The sequence below is a fragment of the Streptomyces sp. NBC_01198 genome, from assembly GCF_036010485.1.
Taxonomy (GTDB): domain Bacteria; phylum Actinomycetota; class Actinomycetes; order Streptomycetales; family Streptomycetaceae; genus Actinacidiphila.
Window position 1 is genome coordinate 5,947,391 of sequence record NZ_CP108568.1, and the last position, 12,534, is coordinate 5,959,924.

General features: G+C 71.9%; 11 protein-coding genes. 6 read left to right on the forward strand and 5 right to left on the reverse strand.

Annotated elements, in window-relative coordinates; all coding sequences use genetic code 11:
• Positions 1-28: 28 nt before the first annotated feature.
• The 4 genes from OG702_RS26475 (at position 29) to OG702_RS26490 (ending at position 3,381) form a co-directional block, all read left to right on the forward strand.
• A complete protein-coding gene (locus tag OG702_RS26475) occupies positions 29-1,390 on the forward strand; it encodes a glutamine synthetase family protein (RefSeq protein ID WP_327291436.1) in 1,362 nt (453 codons plus the stop codon).
• 319 nt (positions 1,391-1,709) lie between these two features.
• A complete protein-coding gene (locus OG702_RS26480; RefSeq protein ID WP_327291437.1) occupies positions 1,710-2,117 on the forward strand; it encodes a hypothetical protein in 408 nt (135 codons plus the stop codon).
• 295 nt (positions 2,118-2,412) lie between these two features.
• Positions 2,413-2,835 (forward strand): nitroreductase/quinone reductase family protein, encoded by a 423-nt coding sequence (locus OG702_RS26485; protein ID WP_327291438.1) that lies wholly within the window; start codon positions 2,413-2,415, stop codon positions 2,833-2,835.
• Between the two features lie 174 nt (positions 2,836-3,009).
• On the forward strand, positions 3,010-3,381 hold the full coding sequence (locus tag OG702_RS26490) for a hypothetical protein (protein ID WP_327291439.1): 372 nt from the start codon (positions 3,010-3,012) through the stop codon (positions 3,379-3,381).
• 18 nt (positions 3,382-3,399) lie between these two features.
• On the opposite strand, the gene OG702_RS26495 is transcribed toward OG702_RS26490, so the two are convergent.
• Entirely contained in the window at positions 3,400-3,831 is a 432-nt protein-coding gene (locus OG702_RS26495) for an ATP-binding protein (protein WP_327291440.1), read from the reverse strand.
• A gap of 186 nt (positions 3,832-4,017) precedes the next feature.
• Here OG702_RS26495 and OG702_RS26500 point away from each other — a divergent pair, with 186 nt between their 5' ends.
• Positions 4,018-4,767 (forward strand): GntR family transcriptional regulator, encoded by a 750-nt coding sequence (locus tag OG702_RS26500; protein ID WP_327291441.1) that lies wholly within the window; start codon positions 4,018-4,020, stop codon positions 4,765-4,767.
• Between the two features lie 27 nt (positions 4,768-4,794).
• On the opposite strand, the gene OG702_RS26505 is transcribed toward OG702_RS26500, so the two are convergent.
• Genes OG702_RS26505 through OG702_RS26515 form a run of 3 tightly spaced genes read right to left on the reverse strand, consistent with a single transcriptional unit; the run spans position 4,795 to position 7,973 of the window.
• Positions 4,795-5,817 carry a TolB family protein gene (locus OG702_RS26505; protein ID WP_327293387.1) on the reverse strand — a complete coding sequence of 341 codons (1,023 nt, stop codon included), beginning with the start codon at positions 5,815-5,817 and terminating at the stop codon, positions 4,795-4,797.
• A gap of 11 nt (positions 5,818-5,828) precedes the next feature.
• Entirely contained in the window at positions 5,829-7,100 is a 1,272-nt protein-coding gene (locus OG702_RS26510) for an MFS transporter (RefSeq protein WP_327291442.1), read from the reverse strand.
• Positions 7,101-7,103: 3 nt separating this feature from the next.
• The gene (locus OG702_RS26515; RefSeq protein ID WP_327291443.1) at positions 7,104-7,973 is read right to left on the reverse strand and encodes an alkaline phosphatase family protein; all 870 of its coding nucleotides are present in this window, start codon (positions 7,971-7,973) and stop codon (positions 7,104-7,106) included.
• A 629-nt stretch (positions 7,974-8,602) separates the two neighbouring features.
• On the opposite strand from OG702_RS26515, the gene OG702_RS26520 reads away from it, so the two are divergent.
• The gene (locus OG702_RS26520) at positions 8,603-11,602 is read left to right on the forward strand and encodes a bifunctional [glutamine synthetase] adenylyltransferase/[glutamine synthetase]-adenylyl-L-tyrosine phosphorylase (protein ID WP_327291444.1); all 3,000 of its coding nucleotides are present in this window, start codon (positions 8,603-8,605) and stop codon (positions 11,600-11,602) included.
• A gap of 20 nt (positions 11,603-11,622) precedes the next feature.
• Here OG702_RS26520 and OG702_RS26525 read toward each other — a convergent pair whose 3' ends face one another.
• Entirely contained in the window at positions 11,623-12,534 is a 912-nt protein-coding gene (locus OG702_RS26525) for a phosphatase PAP2 family protein (protein ID WP_327291445.1), read from the reverse strand.

The window sequence follows — 12,534 nt, forward strand, 5'->3', positions numbered from 1 at the left end:
GGTGCCTGACCGGCGAGGATGGATGGATATGGATAAGCAGCAGGAGTTCGTTCTCCGGACCCTCGAGGAGCGGGACATCCGCTTCGTACGGCTGTGGTTCACCGACGTACTCGGCTACCTCAAGTCGGTCGCCGTCGCCCCCGCCGAGCTGGAGCAGGCGTTCGACGAGGGCATCGGCTTCGACGGCTCGGCCATCGAAGGCTTCGCCCGGGTGTTCGAATCGGACATGATCGCCAAGCCCGACCCCGGCACCTTCCAGATCCTGCCCTGGCGCGCCGAGAGCCCCGGCACGGCCCGGATGTTCTGCGACATCCTGATGCCCGACGGCTCCCCGTCCTACGCCGACCCGCGCTACGTCCTCAAGCGCGCCCTGGCCAAGACCTCCGACCTCGGCTTCACCTTCTACACCCACCCCGAGATCGAGTTCTACCTGCTCAAGGACAAGCCGCTGGACGGCGGCCGGCCCACGCCCGCCGACAACTCCGGCTACTTCGACCACACACCGCAGAACATCGGGATGGACTTCCGCCGCCAGGCCATCACCATGCTGGAGTCCATGGGCATCTCGGTGGAGTTCTCCCACCACGAGGGCGCCCCCGGCCAGCAGGAGATCGACCTGCGCTACGCCGACGCGCTGTCCACCGCCGACAACGTGATGACCTTCCGGCTGGTCATGAAGCAGGTCGCCCTCGAACAGGGCGTGCACGCCACCTTCATGCCCAAGCCGTTCTCCGAGTTCCCCGGCTCCGGCATGCACACCCACCTCTCCCTCTTCGAGGGCGACCGCAACGCCTTCTACGAGTCCGGCTCGGAGTTCCAGCTCTCCAAGGTCGGCCGGTCCTTCATCGCGGGCCTGCTGCGGCACGCCGGCGAGATCTCCGCGGTCACCAACCAGTGGGTGAACTCCTACAAGCGCATCTGGGGCGGCTCCCAGCGCACCGCCGGCGCCGGCGGCGAGGCCCCCTCGTACATCTGCTGGGGCCACAACAACCGCTCCGCCCTCATCCGGGTCCCGATGTACAAGCCCGGCAAGACCGGCTCCACCCGCGTCGAGGTCCGCTCTCTCGACTCCGGCGCCAACCCCTACCTGGCCTACGCCGTCCTGCTGGCCGCCGGTATGAAGGGCATCCAGGACGGCTACGACCTCCCGGCCGGCGCCGACGACGACGTCTGGGCCCTCAGCGACTCCGAACGCCGCGCCCTCGGCATCGAGCCCCTCCCGCAGAACCTCGGCGAGGCCATCACCCTGATGGAACGCAGCGAACTCGTCGCCGAGACCCTGGGCGAGCACGTCTTCGACTTCTTCCTCCGCAACAAGAAGCAGGAGTGGGAGGAGTACCGCTCCGAGGTCACCGCCTTCGAACTCCGCAAGAACCTCCCCGTGCTGTAAGCACAGGTCAGAGGTACCTTCCGCGCTTCGTGCGCAACCGGGCCAGCGGCGCCATGCCGCTGGCCCGGTTGCGTCTCATCCCTCCCGGGCCGTGTCGCAGCCGGGCCTGCGCCGCGACGCCTGCTGCCCGCTCGCGCTCCTTGCTCTGACGACAAATTTCACGAGTTGCAAGTATGGGGATTATTGCTATGAATCACAAATAAAATGTGCGATAAAGCGAGGGTGTTGAATCATCTCTTGCCGAAACGGCGGACGATCGATATTTTAATTCTGTCTGGCCGGAACAATCCGGCCGGGGTTAAATGGAAGAGGTAAGTCCGTGAATTTTCGCACCGCTCTGACGCGATTCGCCCTCCCGGCCGCGATGGCGGTCGGCTGTCTGGCCTTCACCGCGGGTCCGGCGGGCGCCGCATCTGTGCACCCGATGTCGGCGAGCACCTGCGGCAGCACCTACTGCATCAGCGTCGTCGGCACTGGCCTGCACGTCAACAGTGTCACCATCACCAAGAAGAGCGGCACCCTGAGCGGCTTCGGTTACGTGCTCGACACCACGAACAACGGCACGATCGGCTACTGGACGACGAGCGCCAAGGTGAGTGGCGTGTCGAAGGTGGTGCTCGCCGTCAACACGAACTTCCCCGCCAATAGCGTGCTCTGCGGTGGCATGACGACCAACACCCTTCCCGGTACCTATGCGGGAAGGGCCTGCATCGAGATCCTCGCCTAGTCTCTCGCGATTCCGTGTGCGGAATTTGATATTCCGCGATCGTCGAGTCCGGTATCAAGGCTTCGGTGTAGTCGTGGGAGATCCGATTCGCGAGGATTCGCCAGGCGAGAGGTGCCCGCACGGTGACAGGCACGGGCTTCCAGGGTCATGGGTTCTGCACGCCCCGTGATCCGGGTGGAAGACCGTGCCTGCCGACGCGTCGGCACCGCGTCGCTTGCCGTAGTTGGCCCGCAACTCCTGATCACCGTAGGGTCGGTGGGCGGGGATGTGGGGACTTTGGGGAGGGGACGCGGACATGTCGGAGCGACTACGGCGCAATCAAGTGGTGATCGAGGAGTTCCGGTCGAACGGGGGCGTGGTCGGCGGTGACTTCGCAGGGGTGCCGCTGCTGCTGCTCACCACTACGGGCGCCCGCAGCGGCGAGCTGCGGACGATGCCGATGACGTACCTCAGGGACGGATCGCGGCTGGTGGTCTTCGCCGCGAACGGCGGCCGGGAGAACCATCCCGGCTGGTACCACAACCTGCTGGCCGACCCGTCCTGCCGGGTCGAGGTCGGCACGGAGTCGTACGAGGCCACCGCGGCAGCGACCGACGGCGCCGACCGTGAGCGCCTGTGGGCCGAACAGCTCCTGGTCGCACCGTACTTCGCCGGCTTCGAGGAGCGCGCGGGCAAGCGCCGCATCCCGGTCGTCGCCCTGACCCGCACGCAGGCCTGACGTGCGTTCTGTCAGACGCGGCACGCCGGCCCTGCTGGCGGCCGTGTCGGCCGCGGTGCTGCTCACCGCCTGCGGCAGGGCGGGAACGGCCGGCGCGCACGCGGGCGCGCAACTGCCGACGGTGCGAACCCTCGCGGAGCCGACCAGCAGCTGCACGACTACCTCCAGGACGTCGTGCCGGTCGGCGGCCGTGACACCGGCACCCGCACCGGCTCCGTGCTGCCCGACACGCTGAACCGGATCACCTGCCCGCACGCGGGCCAGGCCGCCCATGTGGCGGCCGAGACCGTCTCCGGCGCCCGCGAGGGCTACGGCACCGATGTCGTGGGCACCCTGCGCCGCCGCGGCTGGCACATCGTCGGCTGGAACAAGGACACCCCCGACGGCTCCCAGGTCACCGGCTCGGTCCAGGCCGGCTACCACCTCTCGATCCAGCAGAAGGACGACATCGTCAGCGTCACCATCCAGACCCCCTGCCTCCAGGGCGCCCCCCTCCCACGGCCCTCGGACTTCCCGCAGGAAGCCAGCGGGACCAACGACGCCTGAGGGCGCGCGGCCCTTTCCTCACGGAGAGGTGCCCGAGGCGTCGATCTCGGCCCAGACGGTCTTGCCGATTCCGTGCGGGCGGGGGGTGACGCCGTTGCGGGTGGTGAGTGCGGCGACGAGGGCGAGGCCGCGGTAGGACTCGTCGTCGGGGAGGGCGGTGCGAGGGCGCGGTAGGCCGTCGCCGGCGTCGGCGACTTCCACTCGGATGTGGTGGACGCCGGTTCTGGTGATGCGCAGGGCGATCTCGCGGCCCGGGGCACTTCGTGCGTGGCGGACGGCGTTCGTGACCAGCTCGCTGACGACCAGGACGGTTGTTTCGACGGCCGCGTCGGGTAAGCCCCACGAGGTGAGCGTCAGGTGGGTGGCCCGCCGGGCCTGGGCGACCTGCTCGGGGCGTCGCGGGAAGCGGATATCCAGGACCGGTGCGTCGGCCCGTTCGGGCAGGGGCATGGTGCGACCTCGCAGTGGGGTGCTGACGGGCTCACATCTCTAGAGAGGTGAGCCTCCATCAAGGCAGCGGCGGGCATGCGACGTCCAGACTTCTCTAGAGATGTGAGCCTGGGGAGTGAATGCCTCGCGTGCCGCACGGCCGCCGCCCCGCCTAGGATGTCTAGAGATGATCAGGAAGGACGTTCGATGACCACCGCGGGCAGCCGGCGTGAGCCGAAGTACCGGCGCATCGCGCGCGGGCTCAGGCAGGACATCGAGTCCGGGCGTTACCGGCCGGGGGACCGGTTGCCGGGAGAGAACGACCTCATGGCCGAGCACGACGTGGCGCGGATGACCGCCAGGCAGGCGCTCGCGGTGCTGCAGACCGAGGGGCTGGCCGAGGCGCGCAAGGGTGCGGGGGTGTTCGTCAGGGAGTTCCAGCCGATCCGTAGGCGCGGTATCAGCCGCCTGTCGCGAGAGCAGTGGGGCGCCGGACGGTCGGTGTGGGAGGCGGATGTCGGCGACCGGGAGCTGGCCGTCGAGGTGACGGAGGTGGCCGAGGGTGAGGCGCCCGGTGCCGTCGCGGCCGTACTCGGCACCGCCGAGGTCTGGTTGCGCAGGCGGCGGTTCGTGCTGGAGGGGAAGCCGGTGATGGTCTCGGTGTCCTACTTCCCCGCCACGCTGGTGGCGGGGACGCGGATCACCGAGGCGGACACCGGACCCGGCGGCGCCTACGCGCGGCTGGCGGAGACGGGCCGGGAACCGGTGCGCTTCCGGGAGGAGATCCGTTCGCGGATGCCGTCGGTCCGGGAGACGCAGCAGTTGGCGCTCGGGGCCGGTACGCCGGTCGTCCACATCAGTCGGACCGCCCTCGCCCGTGACGGCGCTGTGGTCGAGGTCAACGAGATGGTGCTGGACGCCTCCTCGTACGTCCTGGAGTACGACTTCGAGGGCTGACCAATCGGCTGCCCGCCGGCGGCAGGCTCAGGGGAGCCAGGACGGGGAGAGGGCCGAGGGGGTCAGGAGGTGGGGGGTGGAGGTGCCGTCGGCGGGGACGGTGTAGAGGTCGGAGCCGTAGTCGCCGGGGAGGGAGTAGGACAGGGTCTGGTCGTCGGTCCAGACGGCCTGGTCGTCGACGTTGCGGGTCTCGGCTGTCGGGTGGTCGCGGAGGGTGGCCAGGTCGAGGACGTAGAGGCGCCAGGGGGCGTCGGGGGAGAGGCCGGGGACGCGTTTCTTGAAGGCGATCCGGGTGCCGTCGGGGGACAGCGACGGGCATTCGACGTTCGTGCGCAGGGTGACGGCGGTCTTCGACGTCACGTCGCCGCGTATCAGGTAGGTGTGGCCGCCGGTGGCCAGCGTGGCGTAGAAGTGCGTGTCGTCGGCGAAGGTGACGCCCCAGAAGTTGACGTCGGAGGCACGGACGCGCTTGCCGTCGCGGGTCACCGCGTAGTCCTCCAGGGTCGGCTGGAGCACGCCGGTGCGGGTGTCGAGGATCGAGGTGCGGGTGGAGAAGTTGGTGCCCGCGTAGGAGTCGCCGCCGACGAAGACGGTCCAGGCCACCAGGTGGCCGCTGGGGGAGACCCTGGCCCGGGTGGGGATGCCGGCCAGGTCGACGCTGCGGGTGGTGCGCAGCCGGGAGTCGAGCACCAGGGCGCGGTAGGTGTCGTTGACCGGGCCGCGCTCGGCCTGGAGGCAGATGCCGGTGCCGCCGGCGGCGGAGAAGCGCAGGCAGCTCACGCCGGAGGCGGTGCGCGGGCCGTCGGGGTCGCCGGCCGGGACGGTGGCCAGCTCGTCGCGGTGCGGGCCCCAGGCCATGGAGCGGAAGACGATACGCGGCGGGCCCGAGCCGGCCAGTGACACCGACCCGGCGTGCACCGAGGGCCCGCCGGCCTGGACCTGGTCGCGCCGGTCCGCCCGGTCCGCGGCCCGCCAGACCGCCACCCCGGCGACGGTCGCCAGCACCAGGACGCCGGCCAGCAGCACCAGCAACCGGCCGCGTACGCTCATCGGTTCCTCGTTCATACCGCCTCCGCGGGCCGCAGCCGTACGGACAGTCCGACGCTCACCAGCAGCGCGACCGCCGCCCCGGCCAGCGCCGACCGGTCGCCGAAGGCCGTCCAGGCCGCGCCGAAGGCGATCGAGCAGCAGAAGCGGGCCGCCGCCTGCCCGGTCTGCACCAGGGCCAGCCCGCTGGAGCGCAGCGCTTCCGGTACGGATCCGGCCGCGGCGGCCATCAGCACCCCGTCGGTGGCCGCGTAGAAGGTGCCGTGCAGGGCGAGCACCGCGTACGGCAGTACGCCCGAGTGCAGCTGGGTCAGCAGCAGGGCGTACGCCAGGAGCAGCGCGAGGTGGCCGCCGACGAAGACCCGCCAGCGGCCCACCCGGTCCGCCCAGCGGCCGAGGGGCACGGCCAGCAGCAGGAAGGCGGCCGCGGTGCCGAGCGGCAGCAGCGCGAACCACCGGTCGGGCACCCCGAGGCGGCGCTGGAGCATCAGGTAGACGAAGGAGTCGCTGACCGTGGCCAGGCCCAGCGCCACCGCGCACAGCGCGAGCCCGCGCAGCTCGCGCCGCCCGAGCAGCGCGACCGCGGCCCGCAGCGAGGGGCGTTCGGCCGGTTCGCCCGCGGGCGGCGCGGCGGGCTTGCGCGCGCGAGAGGGCACGAAGAGCAGCAGCACCAGGACGCCCACCGCGGCCACGCAGAAGCTGACGGTGAAGACGGCGTCGTAGCCGTCGGCGGCCTGGCGCAGGATCAGGAAGGCGGCCAGCGGGCCGAGCAGCGCGCCCGTGGTGTCCATCGCCCGGTGCACGCCGAAGGCCCGGCCGCGGTCCTGCGGCGATGAGGACAGCGAGATCAGCGCGTCGCGGGGAGCGGTGCGCAGGCCCTTGCCGGTACGGTCGGCGGCCAGCACCGCGCCGATCAGCGGGAGGGTGTGCACGGCGAGCAGCAGCGGTTTGCACAGCGCGGACAGGCCGTACCCGAAGGCGGCGACCTGCTTGTGCCGGCCGCCGCGGTCGGCGAGGTGGCCGCCGACCAGCCGGACCAGGGCGCTGAAACCGTTGTAGACGCCGTCGAGCAGACCGAAGCCCAGCGGGGACAGGCCGAGTCCGGTGACCAGGTAGAGCGGCAGCACCGCGGTGACCATCTCGGAGGAGACGTCGGTGATCAGGCTGACCGCGCCGAGGGCGAGCACGGTGGAGGCGACCGCGGACCGCCGCCCGGGGCGCAGGCCCCGGGCGGCGGTCGGCGAGGCCGCCGCGGGCGTGCTGCCGCGGCTCTCGCTGACGTACATCGGTCAGCTGGTCCAGATGCCGGTGATGTCCGCGGCGGAGGCGGCCTGGCCGGCGTGCCCGGAGGCGCCCGCCAGGTCCTCCAGCGTCCGCAGCAGGTTGTAGTGGTTGTAGGTGGTCCCGCTGGAGCTGCCCGGGGTGACCGGCTGCCCGTAGAACACCGTCGGGATGCGGTTGCCGCTCAGCGAGTTGTCCTCGTCGAAGGTCACCACCAGCAGGCTGTTGTGGGTCTTGGCCCAGGTGGCGTACGCGCCGAGGTTGTTCTTGAGCCAGGTGTCACCGCTGGAGACCGAGCAGTCGTGCATGTCGCTGCACAGGTTCGGCGTGACGAAGGACATCGCCGGCAGCGTCGAGTAGTCGGTGGGGAACTGGGCGAAGGTCTTCGCTGAGGAGGTCGGCACGTTGGAGAAGCCGAACCAGGGGTTGTGCTTCTGCGCGTAGTTGCCGCTCTTGCAGGTCGTCGAACCCTGGCTGGGCAGCGTCTCGTTGTAGCTCCCCCACGTCTTGCCCGCGGCGGCCACCTCGGAGCCCAGGTTCGCGGCCTTGCCGAACCCGGGGGTGACGCAGCTGTCGCTGGTGACGCCCTGCGTGGAGCCGGAGAAGAGGGCGTAGTAGTTCGGCTGGCTGGGGTGCGTGATGGCGTGGCTCTGCGTCAGGTTGGCGCCGCCGGACTTCAGCGAGTTGATGTACGGGGCGCTGGAGCTGCCGATCACCTGGCTGTAGGCGTGGTTCTCCATGACCACCACGACGGTGTGGGCGGGGGTGGGGACGGAGCCGGCGGCCTGGGCGTTGCCGCCCAGGCCGGCCCACAGGCCGGCGGATGCGGCGGCGAGCCCGCCGGCGGTCAGCAGGGCGGTACGGCTACGGCTGCGCACGAAGTGCCTCCAGGCAGGGGTTGAAGTGCGGTGTGCATGCCAAAGTTTGACGGGTCTGGGGGGACGGTGAACCCGGCCGAGGTGAAGAATTCGCGAACGCTGGCGTACGAGTCCCTGCGGGGCTCCGGGAGGTGCTGCCACTTGCGGTGGCGTCGCTGCTTTCCCACCGTCTGCGCTGGTCGCGCCGTTTCCCGCGCCCCGGGGGTGGGTGCCGTTTGCGGTGCCCGCGGCTTGCACCTCGGTGGGGGTTGAGCGCGCAGTTCCCTGTGCCCCCAGGTGGGTGCCACTTGCGGTGGCGGTGCTTCTTTCCCGCCGTCTGCGCTGGTCGCGCAGTTCCCCGCGCCCCTGAAAAACGGTCGCCCTCTGCGCAGAGGGCAGCCCCCAGGGGCGCGGGGAACTGCGCGCTCCGGCGCGATGGCGCTGCAGGCGAACGCCCACCGCAAGTGGCAACCCCTGAGGGGCAGCCCCCGCCGGGCCGCGGGCGGGTCGCCGCCGCAAGTGGGCGGCCCCCCGCCCCGGGGGGAAGGGGCGGTCGGGCGGAGGCTCGGGCAGTGGGGGCGGCGCGCGCCGGAGGCGGATAGGCTTGATCGGGTCCGGTCCGGCCCGGCGGGCCGGGAATGGGAGGGTCGATGCAGGGCCGACGCAGCAGTACGTTCACCCGGCTGCTTCGGCACGGCTTCACCGACCCCGCCGCCGCCGAGCGGCTGCTCGACGCCCCGGAGCTGTCGGGCGTCCGCGCCGACCCCGTACTGCTGGAGGCGCTGGGGGCGACCGCAGACCCGGACCAGGCGCTGCTGGGCCTCGTCCGGCTGGCGGAGGCGCTGGCGCCGGGGGAGCGGCGGGCGCTGCTGGACACGGTGATCACCGCCAAGCCGCTGCGCGACCGGCTGCTGGGAGTGCTGGGCGCCTCGGAGGCGCTGGGCGACCATCTGGCCAGGCATCCGGCGGACTGGCACGCGCTGGTCACCTACGAGGCCGCCGACCTGCACCCCGGTGTCGCCGACTTCGAGCGGGAGCTCGCCGCGGCCGACGAGCCCGACACGTTGCGTGCCGCGTACCGCCGGTGCCTGCTGGGGATAGCGGCGCGTGACGTGTGCGGCACGAGCGACCTGGTGCGTACCGCCGCCGAGCTGGCCGACCTCGCGACGGCCACGCTGCGTGCGGCGCTGGCCATCGCCGCCGCCGAGGCTCCGCAGGACGCCGCGGCGGCGCGCCTGGCGGTGATCGGCATGGGCAAATGCGGCGGCCACGAGCTGAACTACGTCTCCGACGTCGATGTGATCTTCGTGGCGGAGCCCGTCGAGGGCGTCGAGGAGGTCGAGGCGGTCAGGGCCGCGACCCGGCTCGCGGCCCGGATGATGCGGGTGTGCTCGGACACCACCGCCGAGGGCACGATCTGGCCGGTCGACGCGAACCTGCGGCCGGAGGGCAAGAACGGCCCGCTGGTGCGCACCCTGTCCAGCCATCTGGTGTACTACGCCAGGTGGGCGAAGACCTGGGAGTTCCAGGCGCTGCTGAAGGCCCGGCCGGTGGCCGGCGACGCGGCGCTCGGCGCGGAGTACGTGGCCGCGATCCGCCCGCTGGTGTGGCAGGCCGCCGAGCGCGAGCACTTCGTGACCGACGTCCAGCAGATGCGCCGCCGGGTGGTGGACAACATCCCGGCCGCCCAGGTGGAGCGGGAGCTGAAGCTCGGCCCCGGCGGGCTGCGGGACGTGGAGTTCGCCGTCCAGCTGCTGCAGCTGGTGCACGGCCGCACCGACACCTCGCTGCGCAGCAGCACCACGCTGACGGCGCTGGCCGAGCTGGCCGCCGGCGGCTACGTGGGCCGGGCGGACGCGGCCGCCCTGGACGACGCCTACCGCTTCCTGCGGCTGATGGAGCACCGCATCCAGCTGCACAAGATGCGCCGCACCCATCTGGTCCCCGCCGACGAGGCGGGCCTGCGGCGGCTCGGCAGGGGCCTGGGATTCCGCTCCGAGCCGGTCGCGAACCTGACCAGGGAGTGGAAGCGGCACGCCGTGGAGGTGCGGCGGCTGCACGAGAAGCTGTTCTACCGGCCGCTGCTGGAGTCGGTGGCGCAGCTCGGCAGCGACGACACCCGGCTGAGCACCGACGCGGCCAGGCAGCGCCTGCAGGCGCTCGGTTACGGCGACCCGGCCGCCGCGATGCGCCATCTGGAGGCGCTGGCCAGCGGGGTCAGCCGCAAGGCGGCCATCCAGCGCACCCTGCTGCCGGTGCTGCTCGGCTGGTTCGCGGACTCCGCCGATCCGGACGCGGGGCTGCTGGGCTTCCGCAAGGTCTCCGACGCGCTGGGCAAGACGCCCTGGTATCTGCGGCTGCTGCGCGACGAGGGCGCCGCCGCGCACCGGCTGGCGCGGGTGCTGTCCTCCGGGCGGCTCGCCCCCGACCTGCTGATGCGCGCCCCGGAGGCGGTCGCGGTGCTCGGCTCCGTCGACGGCGGCCTGGTGCCGCGCGACCACGGCGCGCTGGAGCAGGAGGTGCTGGCCGCGGTGGGCCGCGCGGAGGGTCCCGAGCAGGCCATCGCCGCGGTCCGCGGGGTGCGCAGGCGGGAGCTGTTCCGTACCGCGGCCGCCGACTTGATCGACACCTACGGCGACGACGTCGAGAGCGCGGAGGACCGGGTCGACCCGGCGGATCTGGTCGACCGGGTCGGCTGCGCCGTCTTCGGCGTGACGGCGGCGACGGTCGCGGGCGCCCTGCGCGCGGCGGTCAACACGGTGACCGGCGACGACTCCCGGCAGCTGCCGACGCGTATCGCGGTGATCGGGATGGGCCGCTTCGGCGGCCGGGAGCTGGCGTACGGCTCGGACGCCGACGTGCTCTTCGTGCACGAGCCGCGCGAGGGGGTGGACCAGGAGGAGGCCGGCCGCGCCGCGCTGGCCGTCGCCGACGAGCTGCGCCGGCTGCTGCAGATCCCCACCGCCGACCCGCCGCTGCTGGTCGACGCCGACCTGCGCCCGGAGGGCAAGAGCGGGCCGCTGGTGCGCAGCCTGGCCTCCTACGCGGCCTACTACCGCAGGTGGTCGCTGGTGTGGGAGAGCCAGGCGCTGCTGCGGGCCACCCCGGTGGCCGGCGACCAGGACCTGGGCGCCCGCTTCGTGGAGCTGATCGACCCGATGCGCTACCCGCCGGACGGCCTGGACGACGACGCCGTACGCGAGATCCGCCGGCTCAAGGCGCGGATGGAGTCCGAGCGGCTGCCGCGCGGCGCCGACCGCACCACGCACGCCAAGCTGGGCCGCGGCGGCCTGTCCGACGTCGAGTGGACCGTGCAGCTGCTGCAGCTCAAGCACGCCGGCCGGCTGCCCGAGCTGCGGACCACCGGCACCCGGCGGGCGCTGGCGGCGGCGACCGGGGCGGGTCTGATCGACCCGGCGGACGCGGCCGTGCTGGATGAGGCCTGGGTGCTGGCCACCCGGGTGCGCAACGCGGTGATGCTGGTACGCGGCCGGCCGGGCGACACCTTCCCCGGCGACGGGCGCGAGCTGGCGGCGGTCGCCCGCTACCTCGGCTTCCCGCCCGGCCACGTCGGCGACATGCTGGACGACTACCGGCGGCGTACGCGGCGGGCCAGGGCCGTGGTGGACCGGCTGTTCTACGAGGGGTGACCCCCGGCGCCGCACGGGGGTCAGTCGCCGGCGCGCTTGGCGCGCTCCTCCAGCGCCAGCTCACCCGAGGCGTACTTCGGCAGCGAGTAGACCCAGCGGCCGTAGATCACGTACGCCACCGAGTAGGCGACGGCCAGGCACAGCGCGCCGCCGACGGCGTCCATCCAGAAGTGGTTGCCGGTGGAGATGATCACCAGCAGCGTCAGCACCGGATACAGCCCGCCGAGGATCCGCGCCCACAGCGGTTTGGCCAGCGTCACGATGGTGATGCCGCTCCACAGCGACCACCCGATGTGCATCGACGGCATGGCCGCGTACTGGTTGGAGACCTGGGCGAGGTTGCCCTGTGCCATCGAGCCCCACGTGTGGTGCACCACCACCGTGTCGATGAAGCCGCCGCCGATCATCAGCCGGGGCGGGGCCAGCGGATACGCCCAGAAACCGATCAGCGCCAGCCAGGTGGTCATGAAGACCACCAGGCGCGCCGGGCCGTAGCGGCCCGGGTGGCTGACGTAGAGCCATATCAACACGCCGACCGTGACGATGAAGTGCAAGGTGGCGTAGTAGTAGTTCATCCCCACGATCAGCCACGTCACCGAATTCACGCCGTGGTTGACGCCGCGCTCGACGGCCAGGCCCAGGTGGTGCTCAAGAGCCCAGATCGCGTCGGCGTGCCGCAGCGCGACCGTCCGCTGCTGCGGTACCGCGTTCCTGATCTGCGAGTACAGGTAGTAGCTGACCCCGATGAGCAGGATCTCGAACCACACCCTGGGGTGCCGCGGGGTGCGCACCCGGGTGATCAGCGTGCGGGCCAGTGTCGCCGGCCGGCGGGCGCTGTCGGGTCCGTCGGCGAGATGGGAACCGGTGGAGCGCTGCGCGACGGCGTAGTGGCCATCTGTCGTGTTCGCGGTCTTCGCAGTCGGTTCCCCCAT

Coding starts and splice junctions, on each gene's coding strand:
- OG702_RS26485 (WP_327291438.1), top strand. CDS start 2,413: ATGTCGGAGCGACTACGGCGCAATCAAGTGGTGATCGAGGAGTTCCGG.
- OG702_RS26500 (WP_327291441.1), top strand. CDS start 4,018: ATGACCACCGCGGGCAGCCGGCGTGAGCCGAAGTACCGGCGCATCGCG.
- OG702_RS26525 (WP_327291445.1), bottom strand. CDS start 12,534: ATGGGGGAACCGACTGCGAAGACCGCGAACACGACAGATGGCCACTAC.
- OG702_RS26510 (WP_327291442.1), bottom strand. CDS start 7,100: ATGTACGTCAGCGAGAGCCGCGGCAGCACGCCCGCGGCGGCCTCGCCG.
- OG702_RS26505 (WP_327293387.1), bottom strand. CDS start 5,817: ATGAGCGTACGCGGCCGGTTGCTGGTGCTGCTGGCCGGCGTCCTGGTG.
- OG702_RS26495 (WP_327291440.1), bottom strand. CDS start 3,831: ATGCCCCTGCCCGAACGGGCCGACGCACCGGTCCTGGATATCCGCTTC.
- OG702_RS26520 (WP_327291444.1), top strand. CDS start 8,603: ATGCAGGGCCGACGCAGCAGTACGTTCACCCGGCTGCTTCGGCACGGC.
- OG702_RS26475 (WP_327291436.1), top strand. CDS start 29: ATGGATAAGCAGCAGGAGTTCGTTCTCCGGACCCTCGAGGAGCGGGAC.